Consider the following 16,965-nt stretch of genomic DNA (forward strand, 5'->3'; position numbering starts at 1 on the left):
GTAAATACTACTAGCGGTGATAAATTATGTCTTGTAAATCAAGTGATGAACTAAAGGAATTAGTAAAAGAGGCTCGAACTGTAATAAAACATGGGCGTGTTGCGGATTATATCCCTGCTTTAGGTAAAGCAAATCCACATGATCTGTCGATTGCGATTGCCTATCCTAACGGAGATTGCTTTTCGGCTGGGGAAATTGAGGAAAAAATTTCATTACAAAGTATCTCAAAAGTCATTAGTCTAGCACTTGTGTTAATGGACAGAGGGAGAGAGTATGTCTTCGAGCGGGTTGGGATGGAGCCAACTGGCGATCCGTTTAACTCGATTGCAAAACTAGAATCAATGGCACCCTCAAAGCCACTCAATCCTATGATAAATGCAGGAGCCCTTGCCGTGACACATATGATTAAAGGAAGAAATGTGAATGAGAGATTAGAGAGATTGCTTTCGTTCATTCAGAAACTAGGCAATGATAAAAGTATTCATTTTAATGAAGAAATTGCACGTTCGGAGTACGAAACAGCACATTTAAACCGGGCATTATGTTATTTTCTAAAACAACATCATATCATTGATGAAGATGTTGAAGAGCTCATAGACCTTTATACTAAGCAATGTGCGATTGAGATGAATTGTCTCGACTTGTCACGAATTGGACTTATTTTTGCCTTGGATGGTGTAGATCCTCAGACGGGAGAGCAAATTATGCCGGTGGATGTCGCGCGTATTTGTAAAACGTTTATGGTTACATGTGGGATGTACAATGCTTCTGGAGAGTTTGCTATAAAAATAGGTATACCAGCTAAAAGTGGTGTATCCGGTGGGATAATGGGGGCGGTACCAGGTAAATTTGGAATCGGTATATTTGGACCTGCCTTAGATGAAAAAGGGAATAGCATCGCGGGCATAAGACTTTTAGAACTTTTATCGAAAACCTACCATTTAAGTATGTTCTAACCTAAGCCATACATAAACAGATAATAAGGAAAAATCACGTTTGTTTGAACAATATGTGTATTAAATTAACCCGTATTTTTTAATTGTAATCCAAAATTTCATGTTATAAGATAGAAGTTATGACTAATGTGAAATCACGGTATAAAAATATGTACTAAATGTCTAGCGACTAAGGGGGAATATCAATGGACTTTTCCGTGAAACAGAACGGGCGTCCGCCATACGGTATACTGACTGTTTTAATGGTAGGAGCTTTTATTTCGTTTTTAAATAATACATTATTAAATATTGCATTGCCTTCCATTATGACTGAATTAAAAATAGACCCATCTACAGTTCAATGGTTGACTACCGGATTTATGCTTGTTAACGGAATATTGATTCCAACTACAGCCTTTTTGATCGAAAAATATACAGTCCGTAGGTTGTTTTTAGTTGCAATGGGATTGTTTACAATCGGTACCATTTTAGCGGGTGTAGCACATACATTTCCAGTTTTACTTACAGGGCGAATGATTCAAGCTTCGGGTTCAGCTATCATGATGCCGCTCCTAATGAATGTTATGTTAGTTAGTTTTCCAGTAGAAAAACGAGGAGCAGCAATGGGGGTTTTCGGGTTAATTCTCATGTTTGCACCAGCTATTGGACCAACATTATCAGGTTGGATTATTGAACATTATGATTGGAGAATGCTTTTCCACTTTATCACTCCAATTGCAGTGATTGTATTTATTCTCGGATTTATCATGCTTAAGGATAAAAAGGAAAAAGTGATTTTACGCCTCGACTTTTTCTCATTGGTCCTATCAAGCATAGGTTTTGGAGGTCTATTATTTGGATTTAGTTCTGCAGGTAACAGAGGATGGGGGAATCCACTCGTTTATGGAACTATTCTAATTGGAGTTATCGCTCTAACTTGGTTTGTTTTGCGACAATCTAAGATGGATCGGCCAATGCTTAACTTTGATGTGTATCGTTATCCTATGTTTACATTAGCATCTGTCATTACGATGGCTGTGAATATGGCGATGTTCTCTGGATTTTTACTGCTTCCAATATATGTACAGACCATTCGCGGTATCTCTCCGATGGATGCAGGGCTCATGCTTTTACCAGGGGCCGTTTTAAATGCGGTGATGTCACCAATTAATGGTCGGTTATTTGACAAGTTTGGCGGGAGGATATTGGCAATAATAGGTTTGGCTATTACTACAGCTACTACCTACTTATTTAGTCAATTAACATTCGAAACAACTTATATGTATCTAGTGATATTACATGCAGTAAGAATGTTTGGAATGTCAATGGTATTTATGCCAGTATCAACAAATGGATTAAACCAATTACCAAGAAGTCTTTATCCTCATGGTACGGCAGTAAACAACACCTTGAACCAAGTTTCTGCAGCAATTGGAACAGGGCTTCTAATAACGCTTATGTCATTAAAAGAAAAAGCATCAACAACGAATTTAATGAAGGATATTCAAGGTAATCCAACAGAAGCACAACTTGGTAACATTAAGCTAACTGCAATGTTAGACGGTATTAATTTTACATTTTTCGTTTCAACCTTCTTAATTCTGCTTGCTTTAATTCTAGCGTTCTTTATTAAACGTGCGAAGCAAGAAGAGGAGCTACCGAATCGAAAACAGAAGGTACAACCAACATTAGCCAAGAACTAAAAAAAGGAGAAATCAACCCCCGTGGGACGATTTCTCCTTTTTATATACGATGCGCATCGCCCAAATTGACTTGAGCATATAAGGATTTCTACAAAGTAATGTCAGCGCGTTTTGTAAGCTTCCTGCCTTACGCTCTCTATTTAATAGCAGGTATTTTGACTTTTACTGAAAACTCCTGGTTCTTATAAACAAAATCTAAGAAGCCATTAGATTCATGTACAACATCATGTATTAGCTTCGTGCCTAGCCCTTCATGTCCATTTTCTTTAGTCGTTTTACCATAGGATTGGAATAAACCGTCAAGTATCGATGTTGGAATAGGAAGTGTACTATTCTTACATTGTAAAATGTACAGACCACTTCTTTTATAAAATTGTAAGGTAACAAAGGCTTGTTTGTTATATTCCTTTTGCCATTCTTCTGAAGCATCAATGCTATTCGATAATAGGTTACCAAGTAATGTAACAATTTGATGATCGGAAAGAGGTAAAGAGGAGAGTGGTAGGTCAAAATCATAAACAATGGCAATCCCAAGTTCGTTTGCCTTTCGATACATTTGATGGAGTATGCCTGCTACCACGCCTCGCTCTCCTTTAATTGAGAGATTTGTTTCCTTATAGCCCTCAACTAATTCATCAAGATATCTTTTTGCCTCTTCGTTATTTTCATTTTCTAGCATAAAGTGAATCGCTGAAACATGCTTTAAAAAATCATGACGTTCACTACGAACAATCCGAAATGTCTCATTAAATTGGGCACGTTGATCCTCAAACTGTTTTACTTCTTCATGTAAAACATACAGTCTCTTTGAAAGTAAACAACGAGTACATTCGATACCAATAAAAACGAAAAAGGGTACAATAAAAGCCCAAGTAGGCTGGAATACAACATAAATTATCAGTAGCATGCATTGAAGAAAAAATAGAATAGTATTCCAACTTCTTCCTAACGAAGAGATATATAGATAAGTATGTTTGTATAAAAAATAGATACTACAAGCAACTAGCAAACTTGTTGCATAGATCGGGATATTCCATGGTAATGTTAAAAACAGTGAGTGGACGTGGAAAATTCCTAACACTGTTAAAAGGAACCAATAGAGTATAGCTGGTTTCAAATGGTACGCCACCTTAAAAATAATATTGTTGCAGGAAGTCTACTTTTTCCTTTGTAATCATTGCCTGTTCTTCGATTCCTTCAAAGCTCACAATATATGAGTTTTTGGCATACAAAGAGAAATTTTTTACATAGTGGATATTTATTATGAAAGAACGATGTGAACGAATAAAGTCTCTTTCTCGTAGCTCTCCCTCTAATTCATTTAGAGTTTGGTATGTTTTAATCGGACCCGATTTTGTGAAAATCGTAGTTGAACGACCAGATCTTTCGATAAAAATAATGTCTTTCTTTTGAAGTATATGTATTTCATTTTTTTGTTTTAAATAAAGCCTTCCTTGTATATCCGCTGATTTCGTTTTCTCTAGTAAACGTTCAACTGATTTTACTAAACGCTCCTTCGGATAGGGCTTCATGATATAATCATGGACATTTAGCTCAAATGCATGAACAGCATATCCACTATTACCTGTCACAAATATGACCGATATATTTAATGCGTGTGAGTGGATAATATCAGCGAGCTCATACCCTGATAAATTTGGCATTTCAATATCTGCTATTAATAAATCAATTTCTTCTTTTTTAATCTGTTCATAGGCTTCCTCAGCAGATAAGGTTGAGAATACAATCTCTACGCCTTCCATATTCGATACAATGGCTTTTAGTTTATCTAAGTCAATTATACGGTCATCTACTAGTCCAACCTTCATTTTGATCAACCTCACATGTAATCTTCTCTTATTCTATCACCTTTAGTGTTAAATTTGACCAATTCGCGACAAAAAATGGTACTTTCACGACATAACTAAAGATTTTCCTTGTGGTTCTTTGTATGATAAGAACATCAAGAACAACAAACCGAGGTGGAAAAAATGATTTTAATAAATGAAGTGACGAAAAGGTTTCAAGATAAAAAGACTTTTATAACTGCATTGAAGCATGTAAGCTTTACTGTTCAAAAAGGCCAAGTGGTTGGTTTATTAGGTGAAAATGGCGCGGGGAAGACGACTCTCCTTCGAACAATTGCAACACTACTTACCCCCACAGATGGAAGTGTCACAGTAGCTGGATTTGATACACAGAAAAATTCAGGAGAGGTAAAAAAGAGAATCGGAGTATTATTCGGAGGTGAAACGGGGTTATATGATCGCCTAACAGCCCGAGAAAATCTAGAATACTTTGCTTCCTTATATGGATTAAGTAAACATGAAACTAAGGTACGAATTGATGAATTAGCAAGAATGTTTGGTATGCGAGATTACTTGAATCGAAAAGTTGGTGGCTTCTCAAAAGGGATGAGACAAAAAGTAGCAATTGCAAGAACTCTCATTCACAACCCAGATATTATTCTTTTTGATGAACCAACCACTGGTCTAGATATTACGTCATCAAATGTATTTAGACAGCTAGTACATCAGTTAAAGCGAGAAGGGAAGACGATTATCTTCTCTAGTCATATTATGGAAGAGGTCTCCATGCTTTGTGACTCAGTTGCGATGATGCATAAAGGTGAGCTTGTCTACCATGGTGATATTGAAGAACTTTATCAATCAGAAGGAAGTCAAGATTTGAACTATATATTCATGAGTAAATTAGTAAGGGGGAGCGAATCACATGCTTCGTAATATATATATTAAAGAACTTAAAGATAGTTTTCGGGATCGTAGAACATTATTGCTCACTGTATTTTTGCCAATCATTATGATGACTGGTATGACTTTATTCTATGAGAATATGATTTCTGATGGAGAAGGAGATACGTATCAGCTAGCAGTTGATGAAGGCTCAATGCCTGCCGCGGAGACGATTTTTACGGGAATAGAAAATGTAGAACTTATTGAGTCTTCTAATTTAGAGAAAACGCTTGAGGATGGTGATTCGCAAGCAGCACTACAATTATCACCCGATTTTATCTCCTCTGCTCAAAAGGGGGAAGAAGCAACTGTAACGATAATTGGAGATTCCTTTAGTTCAAAATCATCTCAATTAATGAGTCTTGTAACAAGTACATTAACTGTTTTTGAAAAAAATGTGGTAACTGTAAGCTTACAAACAGAAGGAGTTGATCCTTCCATAATGAAGCCTTTCAATGTTGAACATCAAGAATTAACAAATGAGGATTCAAGTGTTGATTTAATAGCATTCTTAATCCCATTAATCCTCTCAATTGCCATTGGTGTTGGAGCTGGTCCATCAGCAGCAGATTTATTTGCAGGGGAAAAAGAAAAGAAAACAATGGAAGCACTTTTAATGACACCTGTAAAAAGAACTACCTTACTTTTTGCCAAGTGGTTAACTATTACAACGATTGGCTCAGTAATAGGTATTATTACCCTTACAGTAGTGGCGTTTGAGATAAATTTTTTAACAACTCATCTTAAAGAAGCCATGACATTTGGCGATGATGCCCTTCTGGTTATTGGTATAGCTGTTGTTCTATCTATTCTGTATGCAGCATTTAATGCATCGATCCTAATGGTTACAAGTCTTATAGGAAAAACGATCAAAGAAGCACAAAGCTATAGTGCACCAGTTATGATGATCGCTATGTTTCCAGCAATGATTATTACAGGTATAGGGGTAAATGAGTTATCTGCGAATCACTTTATCATCCCTATTATGAATCTATTTAGCTTACTTAAGGAACTACTATTTGGAATTGTTAATTATGAACATATCCTATACACATTTGGAAGTAACATTCTATGTATCGTTATCTTCTTTGTGATTGGTAGAATCTTATTCATGAAGGATAAATGGGTCATGAACTAAATGAAACACCTGCCGAATAAAAGGCAGGTGTCTTTTTTAATTGAAATTTTTCGCATAGTTTTCATCAGGAATTTTGGTTAACGTAACAAATACACTTACATTTTCAGCTCCATCATTTTTGAAGCTAAGTTTTTCTTCTCCTGTACAAACGACTACATCATTCTTCTTAACCTTTACTTCTTGTTCATCAATTGTGAATGTACCCTCACCCTCGAGAACAAGTAGATATACATTTGACCCTGGATGTGTATGTGGTGGTAATGTTTGATTTGGTATAAAGTTCAATACGAAGACAGTACTTCCGCCTTCCTTAAATAGGACACGCTTGGTTAGACGTTCTTTATTAAATTCTATAAAATTCTCAAGCATTTCTTTCTTCAAATAAATCGCCCCCTATGATTTTATGTCTTTATATACTCATTATAGGTAAGTTTTTTTCGTTTTACCGTGATTTATGTCATCATCTAAAAAGAAATATAGTAGAAATCGATATATTATACATTAAAGTTACAGTATTCTAAGATAAGGAATCAAAGGAACTATGAAAAACAACTATCTTAACTAATTTCAGAAATACAGGAATTTCTATCTATGAAAACGCATACATTTTTACTGATCACCTTCAATAGTACTGGTGTGTAAGTATAGGAGTTTTGGTTCCGTTCTGTTATATAACAATAATATTGTGTTATGTGGACAGATGGACTATAATTTTTAATATACTAAATTTTCTAAAAAGAAAGAGGGGAGAATGTACATGCAAGCATTTACTGATTGGTTGAATGGTATCCTCTGGAGCCCAGTAATGATTTATGGAATGCTAGGCGTTGGACTCTTATTTTCTATTTTGACACGCTTCTTACAGGTAAGGCACATCAAAGATATGACTAGCCTTATGTTTAAAGGGAAAAGCTCAGAAGCTGGGGTATCTTCCTTCCAAGCGTTAGCTGTTTCTCTATCAGGTCGTGTTGGGACAGGTAACATCGCAGGTACAGCAACAGCTATTGCTTTTGGTGGTCCAGGTGCAGTTTTTTGGATGTGGGCAATTGCCTTTATAGGGGCCTCTACTTCGTTTATTGAATCAACACTTGCTCAAATATATAAAGAAAAGCAAGATGGGCAATATCGTGGGGGGCCAGCATATTACATAGAAAAAGGAATCGGCTGGAAATGGTATGGTATTGTATTTGCACTCGCAGCCCTGTTGGCAATGGCATTTCTGATGCCTGGTATTCAATCAAATTCCATTGCTGCAGGTTTGGATAATGCGTTTGGAATCAATAAGTGGGTTACAGCAGCTATTTTAGTTGTCTTAATTGGCGCTATTATTTTCGGTGGAATTAAACGAATTGCCAATGTTGCTCAGTATGTAGTTCCATTTATGGCTATCGGTTATATCCTTATGGCGATCATCATTATGATCATGAATATTGGTCAATTACCGGCAGTCATCGCACTAATCTTTAAGAGCGCCTTCGGTGCGGAGCAAGCTTTTGGTGGTATTATTGGGATGGCAATTGCTTGGGGAGTAAAACGTGGTATCTACTCAAATGAAGCGGGTCAAGGTACTGGTCCTCACGCAGCTGCAGCTGCAGAAGTATCGCATCCAGCAAAACAAGGTCTTGTTCAAGCGTCAGCAGTATACATTGATACATTATTGGTGTGTTCAGCTACAGCGTTTATGATCCTATTTACAGGTATGTACAATGTGCAAGCGGAGGATGGTAGCTTCATAAAAAATAACTTAGGCGAAACAGTGGAAGCAGGTCCTGCTTATACACAGGCAGCAGTTGAAACAGCACTACCAGGATTTGGTGCAGGGTTCACAGCAGTTGCATTGTTCTTCTTTGCCTTCACAACAATCATGGCTTACTACTATATGGCTGAAACCAATATTGCCTATTTATTGAGAAACAGAAATAGTAAGGTGGCCATGTTTATTCTTAAAATCGTCCTATTGGGGTCGATGACATATGGAACGGTTAACGAAGCGAAGCTCGCGTGGGCCTTTGGTGATGTAGGGTTAGGATTAATGGTTTGGCTGAATGTCATTGCCATACTCATTTTGGCGAAACCTGCATTGGTTACTCTAAGGGATTATGAGAAACAGCGTAAGGCTGGTCTAGATCCAGTCTTTGACCCAGTAAAGCTTGGAATTAAAAACGCTGACTATTGGGTGAATGATTATAAGCATGAAGATAATCCTTCAGGAGCACTATCTAATAACGACAAGTCATTCCCAGGATAAACGAAATGGGCTGAAGACCTTATATGGGTTTTCAGTCTTTTTATTTAGATATGAATAATTTTAGGAAAAGAATTCAAATATATGCCAATCTAGTTTAAAATTAAACCTATACCAAATTGAGATGTATAAGGAAGGTCAATGATGTCTGAAGAAAACATAACGAGGATCCACTTAGATGGTAAGGAATACATATTAATTGGAACGGCGCACGTTTCAAAGCATAGTGCGGAACAAGTTAAAGAAGTAATTGAGGCAGAACAGCCTGATTCGGTTTGTATTGAACTTGATGAACCTAGATATAAATCGATGATGGATGGAAACAAGTGGAAGGAAATGGACATCTTTAAGGTTATTAAAGAGAAAAAGGCAACATTATTACTTATGAACCTTGCGATATCTTCCTTTCAAAAACGTATGGCCAGCCAATTCGGAATCAATGCTGGTCAAGAAATGATCCAGGGAATTGATTCAGCGAAAGAAGTTGGTGCTGAATTAGTTTTAGCAGATAGAAATATTCAAATAACCTTTTCACGTATTTGGTCTTCCGTTGGTTTCACTGGAAAGATGAAGCTATTAATGTCGATCATCTATAGTATTTTTAGCAATGAAAGCATAACTGAAGAGGAACTTGAAAAAATGAAATCCCAAGATATGCTGAATTCGATGCTGACTGAGTTTTCAACTAGTTTTCCTAAATTAAAGACTCCACTTATTGATGAAAGAGATCAGTACTTGGCTCAAAAAATCAAAGAAGCTCCTGGGGAAAAGATTGTAGCGGTTCTTGGTGCGGCCCATGTACCAGGAATAAAGGAAGAGATAAAGAAAGAACATGATTTAAAGAAGCTAACGCAGCTACCACCAAAATCAAAAGCACCGAAAATTATTGGATGGGCGATTCCGATTTTAATCATCGCGATTATTGCGTACACCTTTATAGCAAACCCAGCTGCTGGCTTACAGCAAACACTAAGCTTGGTTTTATGGACAGGCTCGTTTTCTGCTATTGGAGCTGCTATCGCATTTGGACATCCACTTACGATTGTCACTGCATTTTTTGCAGCTCCTATTGGTGTATTACATCCATTGATTGCTGCAGGGTGGATTGCTGGGTTTGTCCAAGCCTTTTTAAGACGTCCTAGTGTAAAGGATTTCGAAACACTCTCCACAGATGTTTATAGTGTAAAAGGCTTTTGGCACAATAAAGTCACTCGAATTTTACTAATTATCGTATTATCGAATTTAGGTACATCGCTTGGTTTATTTATAGGCGGTGCAGATGTTGTCCGATTGTTTTTCCAGAATCTATAAGAAAAGGCCTGTCCAAATGGACAGGCCTTTTTAGTTGTTTAGGAAACTATAAAATTCAACCTTATGATAAGTTATAAATGAGTTTATCTACATCTAGCTCCAGCGCCTAGCCCCTCGAGGTCATAAGCCAATCCGTCAAGAAGGTCAAAGAGCAACCTTCTCGCCGTCTCGTCTTATGCTTGTCGGACTTGCACATGATGTGCTGATGTCCACGTTTGCCACAGGACGTGGCAGCCTTTAGTGGACGTTCATTAATCAAGGCGCTTGCGCTTTTGTTCTTAGTTTACACCCTTCATGAACTTCTGAATCATAGGTGATACAAATAAAAGAATAATACCTAATGCAATTGATGCTCCACCAATTACTCCGAAATAGGTCATTTCAGTTTCAGGTGTGTAAAACTTAACAAGCTGTGCGTTAAGTGCTTGTGCAGCAGCATTTGATAACATCCATAAGCTCATCATTTGTGCTGTAAAGGCAGCAGGCGCTAATTTCGTTGTAGCGGAAAGGCCAACAGGTGATAGCAATAATTCCCCTAACACAACGATGAAATAGCTAAGCACCAACCATAATGGGTTTACCAATGTATCAGCTCCACCAAAGTATACTGGTAAAAGGATCACAAGGAAAGAAAGACCAGCAAATAGTAACGCAAGTGAGAACTTTTTCGGAACAGATGGTTGACGGTTACCTAGCTTCATCCACATCCACGCGAACACAGGCGCTAAAATGATAATAAATAATGGATTTAGCGATTGGAACCATGCAGGTGAAATTTCAAAGCCGGCAAAATTTAACTGAGTACGTTTATCTGCATAGCTCGCTAAAATTGTTGCTCCTTGCTCCTGGATAGACCAGAACATAACAGCAGCTAAGAACAAAGGAATATAGGCTAAGATTCTAGAACGCTCAACATCAGTTGTTTTTGGACTACGATACATCGTGATAAAGTAAATAGCTGGAATAAGGAATCCAAGAATACCAACTAATGCAATGAATGAATCAAATGTAAGAATACCAATATTTATAGTTATAGCAATTAGAATTGCAAGAATTACGGCACCTATACCAATTTGAGAATATACCTTTTTCTTTTTCCCAGGTGCAATAGGGTTTGGAACGATTGTTCCAGCAAGACCAAGATTTTTTTTCTTTGTGAACACAAACATAAGTAAACCGAAGAACATACCAACAGCAGCGATTGAAAAGCCCCAATGGAAATTATGCTTCAATCCAACCTCTCCAACGATTAACGGAGCAATTAAACCACCAAGGTTGATCCCCATATAAAAGATACTGAATCCTGCATCACGACGTGTATCTGTTTCACTGTAGATTTCACCAACAACACTAGACACGTTTGGCTTTAATAATCCTGTACCAAGGATAATAAGAACCATGGATACGAAGAACAAGCTTATGCTACCAGGAATCGCAAGTGCGATATGCCCAAACATAATCAATATTCCACCGTAGAATACGGCCTTGGAAGTACCAAATATACGGTCTGCTAACCATCCTCCAATAATACCTGACATGTAGACAAGTGATCCATAGATGGACATGATAGCTAAGGCTGTATGCTCTGGTAGACCGAGTCCACCTTCAGTTACTTCATAGTACATATAATATAAAAGAATTGCTCTCATACCATAATATGAGAATCTCTCCCAGAACTCAGTAAAGAACAGTGTGAATAACCCTTTAGGATGTCCAAAGAAACCCTTCTGGGGAACACTGTCCACAATTTTCTGTCTATTATAGCCTGACATAATCTAACCTCCAAATTAGTATATTGGTATAATAATTCAAATAGTTTCATAATGTCAAACATAAGAAAATTCTGAGTTGAATAACTATTTTATAAGGTTTGTAACTTTTGAACTATTGAAAGGGGTTTATCCGTCGTTTTTAATAGAATAATAAAACAGATTGCGTTTGCAATCTGTTTTCTTTTCCTAATATGGGTATTTGTAACTCTATTTATGGTGCGAATTATATAAAATGTATAATAATGACAGAATTACAACATCTAATCTCGCAGCAAAGGCAAATTGTAGAAATCCAGTATGTAGTAGTGGGATCTTTGTTAATAGAATGGCCGCTATGATAATAATCATCAAAGGAATTGTAGCTTTTTTGACTTCTTTATTCATCGCAATTAAAAGTCCACAGACAATTTCAAGAATAGCCACAACATAAATTAAAAGATCTGGAGTAGGTATTGGTAGGTTCATAAACACAGAATGAAGCTCATTGCTCAGTAGTAATAAACACCCAGATGAAATAAAAACATACGCTACAACATACCGTATTAGTTTCATGATTGTAAATGATTTATTCACGATATCCCTCCTTTTCTATCACTCTATGCTTGAGGGGACAAACTATTCACGTAATGACGTTGCAATTATATAAATAGATATTTAGTAGTAAGCCTTGATTCCATTCCTCTTAGAAAAAGAACCCATTCACATCGTATGAATAAAATGGGCAAAAGACATCTTTTATAGGAGGAATGAATATATGTCATTCTTTTATAGAGTACGACAAAATGGAAAGATTGCTTATACCTCGACACGAGGAGGGCAACATGATATTTGGATCTATAACGTCCATAATGGAGATAGGCTTCAGCTAACAAATGGGTTAGCAGATACCAATTCAAAGCCTATTTGGTCAGGAGACAACAGTAAAATTGCATTTGTAGGAAAAAATCGAATTGTATATATCGTATACCTTTCGACACTTAGGATCGCTGCAATTGATCAAATTGACCCAGATAAAGATTTGACCCTAGATTGGTCACCAGACAATAAAACTGTTGTCTATACAACAAGAAATCAAATTCTGATGTATGATGTTGTTTCTCATCGTGCGAAAAGCATTCCGGAAGAAGAGGCATCAGACGTACAGTGGTTTCCAAGTGGAAAAGAGTTGCTTTTTCAAAGTGTTGATGAATCGGGTAGCCAGCAATTGTTTCAAATTTCTTCAGATGGAACAGGGAGAAGCCAAATCACTACTACGTTAGAAGGGCCATTAAATACTGTATCACTCTCTCCAGATGGTTTGTTCGCGCTTTATACAACACCTGGTGCAAGTATTTCGCTCATACGAACAGTTGATTTGTCAACAGGAGAGGTATTTGAAATTGAAGGTGGGGGGCAGGCAAAGAATTATTTTCCAACCTGGGCACCAAACTCTCAACTGATTGCTTTTAGTGCAACAGCTTTTGCTGAAGGTACCGGCTATTATAATGAAATACGAGTTGTTGGAAAACGCGGAGAAAGTGAAAGGGTCCTTGCAACTTCTTCCTGCTTTGCAACACCTGTTACCTGGTCACCTGATAGTCGAACAATTGCATTTTTGTCAGGATGCAACGAGATGGGATATGCAACAGAAATATGGTTTGTTGATCTACAGAATCCAATTCCTGCATTAGTAGTAAGAGAGCCACTCATAAGTAATCTCACCTGGTCATCTGCGAATGTTCAACCCTCCAGGAAGTTATTCTCAAATGAATTATTTAGGGTAAGATTTTACTATCCATCGAATTGGCAGAAGATAAATAATGAAAGATACGAGGGCGCTGATGGTTTCTTTCAGATATCTGCAATAAGTGGTGGAAATGATATTCATGAAGTTTGTAGGGGAGAGGCCTATCATCAATTAATGCCATATGGCTCAACACCTCGAGTATTTCATACGAAAATCCGTGGTCAAGATGCCTGTTTCATTTATCCTTCAGCAGACCAACCACCAGAAATGAATTCTCAGGCTGCTGCTATTGTCAGGTATCCTATACCTGTTCAAATCGAAGGTGCAACCTATAACTATTTTATACTATGGGCAGATGAAGTGCACTTGAATCAGATTGCAAGAACAATCCAATTTATATAAAAAAAGAGTTGCAACGAATAGTTGCAACCCTTTTACATTTCACGCAGTTTTTTTGATAAGACACTAATTTCTTCTTCAAGTTCCGCTATTTGGCGTTCGAGTGGAGAAATATTTCCATTTACAGAATCCAATTTTTCCAAGTCATTTTGGAGGCGAACATAATCTAATTTTAATTCGCGAATTTGGTACTCAATTGCTTTTTTATCCATTGTGTATCCTCATTTCTTCATTTTTTCAATTATAACATTCAGAATGAGGAAATGCCCTATTTCACATCGCTTGTTTCTGGCACACGAGTTAAGATGATAAAGCCAACAATAAACAAGATAACTAGGCTAAAAACACCCATATTTGATTTTCCTGTAAGTTGAGATGTCACACCAACTAATAATGGCCCCATAATGGATGCAAATTTACCAAAGATATTATAAAAACCGAAGAATTCGTTCGCCTTTTGTTTTGGAACAAGCTTTGCAAAATACGAACGGCTTAACGCTTGAATCCCCCCTTGAGACGTTGCGACAAGCATTGCAAGGATCCAGAAATCAAGTGTTGTTTTTAGGAAAAACGCGTATATACACACGATAATATAGACAAAAATCCCAACGTATAGCATCTTTTTACCCGTAAACTTTTGAGCTAATCTACCATATAGTACAGCAAATGGTGCGGCAACAACCTGAGTAGCGAATAAGACGATTAATAGATTCGTTGCGTTAATACCTAAATCAGTTCCGTATGCAGTAGACATTGAAATAACGGTGCCAACACCATCAATGTAAAAGAAATAGGCAATTAAAAATAGAAAGACTGCACGGTACTTTTTGATTTCCTTAAAGGTTGTTCCTAAGCGTTTAAAGCTGTTTGCAACCGGATTTGGTTCACGCTCTATATAGTAACGTTGGTGAACGTTTTTAAATAATGGGATGGAGAACAATCCCCACCATACTGCTGTAATTAAGAATGCGATTTTACTAGCAATTGTTGCAGAAATAGGAAGGATTTCATTTTGTGCAAGTAAAATAATTGCGATGCTGAGCATAAATGGAATCGTACTACCGATATATCCAAGCCCATACCCTCGTGCGGAAACTCTATCCATTCTATCTTCTGTCGAGACATCCACAAGAAATGCGTCATAAAAAACATTCGCACCAGTGGAACCTAATGCAGCAAAGGTGTAGCAAATGAGTAAAAGTAGCCAGTTATCACTTGGAATAAATGCTAATAAGGCTGTTGCAGATACCCCTAATACAAAGAAGAAGGTGAAAAACTTCTTTTTGTACCCCTGGTAATCTGCAATTGTACCTAATATTGGCCCAATCAGTGCCAAAATAAATGTGAAAATAGCAATCGTGTATCCCAAATATGCCGTTGAATTTGCAGCGCTCACACCAGCATTCGTTGCTGCTGCCTTGTAAAAAATCGGAAATACAGCTGTCGTAATAATTATCGAATAAGCTGAATTCGCCCAATCATAATACATCCAACTTGTTTCCTCTTTCGTAAACCGTTTCATCTCATATCCCCCCTTGTAGATAGTTTGCAACTCTATCTGTCTTCATGAAGCCTAATTCGAATCCTGTGAACAATTCTAGTCATCTAATAATTGTTCAATAACTTTACCATCTGTATTTCCTAGGTTAAGACCGAGTAATCGAGCAAAGGTAGGGCCTTCGTCAACTAAATGCATCGTTGGGATTTCCATGTTTTCACGTATACCTTTCCCGGATGCTATGAATACTGTTGTGTAATTTTCCTTTTCGGGCGAATATCCATGACTAGCAAAGGTATACCGCTTTTCACGAACATCTTCTACCTGAATATTGTCAATATACTCGCCTTCTAGTTGCTCTTTAAAATAATAGCCTAATTGGGCTTCAATCATAAAGGCACACTTCTCATCTGCGCCTTTTTCCTTTGCTTCGTCACTTGTAAGGATGCGTTCGATTCCATTTTCACGGTTTTGAATAAGTTTTGATAATAGTGCATTTACTTGTTCTTTGGTTTGTATATCAGATTCTTCCTTTATATAAATATATGCGGAGCCATCACAACTTTTGCAGTATGCCTTCCAATCTATTACTTTTCCTTCGTCACTCACGGTAATAAGACCTGCTTGTTTGAATAAAACATTAAGTTTTACAGCTTTCGATTCATCTAAGGCGCTGTGGTCGCCTAATGCAACAATTGTTGTATTATCGTAGATTCCACTTTCTTTTAGGGCATTCATAATTCTTCCTAACCTTTCATCATGTCGGCGTAGAGCATCCATTGCTTCTTGTGAAGAAAAGCCATGATAATGACGTTGGGAATCTAAATCTACAAAATGAACGAGCATTAAATTCGGTTTTCTTGATTTTATTGTTTCAACCGTCGACTCTAAAACAAAGTCATCCAGTTCAGGTTGGTTGAGTCCTTTTCGAATATGTCCGAACTTACGATTCATATCCAGTTGATAAAGTGGGCTACCATTGAATAAGGAAACAAGAATTTGATTTTGCCATGGTCGATTTGCAAAGATTTCGGGCATATTGTAATCGATATTTGCCTTCGCGGTAACCGGCCAAAGTAATGCAGCGGTTTTCATACCAGCTTTTTTTGCTTCATCATATAATGTCGTTCCTTTAACATGATATCTATGCCAATACCAATCTGGCGAAAGTCGACCCGGCTGAAGAAAGGTATTATTGACGATTCCATGGTTCCTTGGATATTTACCAGTCACAATTGTGGCATGACATGGATAGGTGACAGATGGATAGATGGTTTCAACATTTCGGCAATAGGATGCGTGCTGTAATAGCTCTCTAAAATGAGGAAGCTCTTGTATAATTGGAAAATCAAGTGAAGATAGGCAGTCAAATGAAATGACTAATAAATGTTCTGTAAGTCGAGACATGTGGACCTCCATCCTATAAAAATAGAAAAATATTGAAATCTACTATAAATATAACAGAAAATTTGGAATTGAAATATG

Annotated in this window: 15 protein-coding genes; 7 read left to right on the forward strand and 8 right to left on the reverse strand. The window is 37.2% G+C overall.

What is annotated here, in order from left to right; all coding sequences use genetic code 11:
* Positions 1 to 26: 26 nt before the first annotated feature.
* Together glsA and ACWNMY_RS14710 are read left to right on the forward strand one after the other, a co-directional pair.
* Positions 27 to 956, forward strand: a complete 930-nt coding sequence (glsA, locus tag ACWNMY_RS14705) for a glutaminase A (protein ID WP_449539017.1) — start codon at positions 27 to 29, stop codon at positions 954 to 956.
* A gap of 185 nt (positions 957 to 1,141) precedes the next feature.
* Positions 1,142 to 2,638, forward strand: coding sequence for a DHA2 family efflux MFS transporter permease subunit (locus tag ACWNMY_RS14710; protein WP_449539018.1), 1,497 nt, complete (start codon positions 1,142 to 1,144; stop codon positions 2,636 to 2,638).
* 136 nt (positions 2,639 to 2,774) lie between these two features.
* Here ACWNMY_RS14710 and ACWNMY_RS14715 read toward each other — a convergent pair whose 3' ends face one another.
* Both ACWNMY_RS14715 and ACWNMY_RS14720 read right to left on the reverse strand, forming a co-directional pair.
* Positions 2,775 to 3,755 (reverse strand): sensor histidine kinase, encoded by a 981-nt coding sequence (locus ACWNMY_RS14715; RefSeq protein WP_449539019.1) that lies wholly within the window; start codon positions 3,753 to 3,755, stop codon positions 2,775 to 2,777.
* A gap of 13 nt (positions 3,756 to 3,768) precedes the next feature.
* Positions 3,769 to 4,467, reverse strand: a complete 699-nt coding sequence (locus ACWNMY_RS14720) for a LytR/AlgR family response regulator transcription factor (RefSeq protein WP_449539020.1) — start codon at positions 4,465 to 4,467, stop codon at positions 3,769 to 3,771.
* 162 nt (positions 4,468 to 4,629) lie between these two features.
* Here ACWNMY_RS14720 and ACWNMY_RS14725 point away from each other — a divergent pair, with 162 nt between their 5' ends.
* Both ACWNMY_RS14725 and ACWNMY_RS14730 read left to right on the forward strand, forming a co-directional pair.
* Positions 4,630 to 5,382: an ATP-binding cassette domain-containing protein gene (locus tag ACWNMY_RS14725; protein WP_449539021.1), complete on the forward strand. Its 753-nt coding sequence runs from the start codon at positions 4,630 to 4,632 to the stop codon at positions 5,380 to 5,382.
* Positions 5,372 to 6,529: an ABC transporter permease gene (locus ACWNMY_RS14730; RefSeq protein WP_449539022.1), complete on the forward strand. Its 1,158-nt coding sequence runs from the start codon at positions 5,372 to 5,374 to the stop codon at positions 6,527 to 6,529. The genes ACWNMY_RS14725 and ACWNMY_RS14730 overlap by 11 nt, the downstream gene beginning before the upstream one ends.
* A 36-nt stretch (positions 6,530 to 6,565) precedes the next feature.
* Here ACWNMY_RS14730 and ACWNMY_RS14735 read toward each other — a convergent pair whose 3' ends face one another.
* Positions 6,566 to 6,910, reverse strand: a complete 345-nt coding sequence (locus ACWNMY_RS14735; RefSeq protein ID WP_449539023.1) for a cupin domain-containing protein — start codon at positions 6,908 to 6,910, stop codon at positions 6,566 to 6,568.
* A gap of 376 nt (positions 6,911 to 7,286) precedes the next feature.
* On the opposite strand from ACWNMY_RS14735, the gene ACWNMY_RS14740 reads away from it, so the two are divergent.
* Both ACWNMY_RS14740 and ACWNMY_RS14745 read left to right on the forward strand, forming a co-directional pair.
* A complete protein-coding gene (locus ACWNMY_RS14740) occupies positions 7,287 to 8,777 on the forward strand; it encodes an alanine/glycine:cation symporter family protein (protein WP_449539024.1) in 1,491 nt (496 codons plus the stop codon).
* A gap of 141 nt (positions 8,778 to 8,918) precedes the next feature.
* Entirely contained in the window at positions 8,919 to 10,085 is a 1,167-nt protein-coding gene (locus tag ACWNMY_RS14745) for a TraB/GumN family protein (RefSeq protein WP_449539025.1), read from the forward strand.
* Positions 10,086 to 10,363: 278 nt separating this feature from the next.
* Here ACWNMY_RS14745 and ACWNMY_RS14750 read toward each other — a convergent pair whose 3' ends face one another.
* Positions 10,364 to 11,857: a peptide MFS transporter gene (locus ACWNMY_RS14750; RefSeq protein ID WP_449539026.1), complete on the reverse strand. Its 1,494-nt coding sequence runs from the start codon at positions 11,855 to 11,857 to the stop codon at positions 10,364 to 10,366.
* A gap of 207 nt (positions 11,858 to 12,064) precedes the next feature.
* Entirely contained in the window at positions 12,065 to 12,430 is a 366-nt protein-coding gene (locus tag ACWNMY_RS14755) for a DoxX family membrane protein (protein ID WP_449539027.1), read from the reverse strand.
* A 181-nt stretch (positions 12,431 to 12,611) separates the two neighbouring features.
* Here ACWNMY_RS14755 and ACWNMY_RS14760 point away from each other — a divergent pair, with 181 nt between their 5' ends.
* Positions 12,612 to 13,985: a TolB family protein gene (locus ACWNMY_RS14760; RefSeq protein ID WP_449539028.1), complete on the forward strand. Its 1,374-nt coding sequence runs from the start codon at positions 12,612 to 12,614 to the stop codon at positions 13,983 to 13,985.
* A 32-nt stretch (positions 13,986 to 14,017) separates the two neighbouring features.
* Here ACWNMY_RS14760 and ACWNMY_RS14765 read toward each other — a convergent pair whose 3' ends face one another.
* From ACWNMY_RS14765 to ACWNMY_RS14775, 3 genes are all read right to left on the reverse strand, one after another.
* Positions 14,018 to 14,194 (reverse strand): SE1832 family protein, encoded by a 177-nt coding sequence (locus ACWNMY_RS14765; protein WP_449539029.1) that lies wholly within the window; start codon positions 14,192 to 14,194, stop codon positions 14,018 to 14,020.
* 56 nt (positions 14,195 to 14,250) lie between these two features.
* Positions 14,251 to 15,504: an MFS transporter gene (locus tag ACWNMY_RS14770; RefSeq protein ID WP_449539030.1), complete on the reverse strand. Its 1,254-nt coding sequence runs from the start codon at positions 15,502 to 15,504 to the stop codon at positions 14,251 to 14,253.
* A gap of 75 nt (positions 15,505 to 15,579) precedes the next feature.
* Complete coding sequence (locus ACWNMY_RS14775; RefSeq protein WP_449539031.1) at positions 15,580 to 16,887, reverse strand: alkaline phosphatase family protein; 1,308 nt, start codon at positions 16,885 to 16,887, stop codon at positions 15,580 to 15,582.
* Positions 16,888 to 16,965 lie beyond the last annotated feature (78 nt).

The sequence above is a fragment of the Ferdinandcohnia sp. Marseille-Q9671 genome (assembly GCF_976954385.1).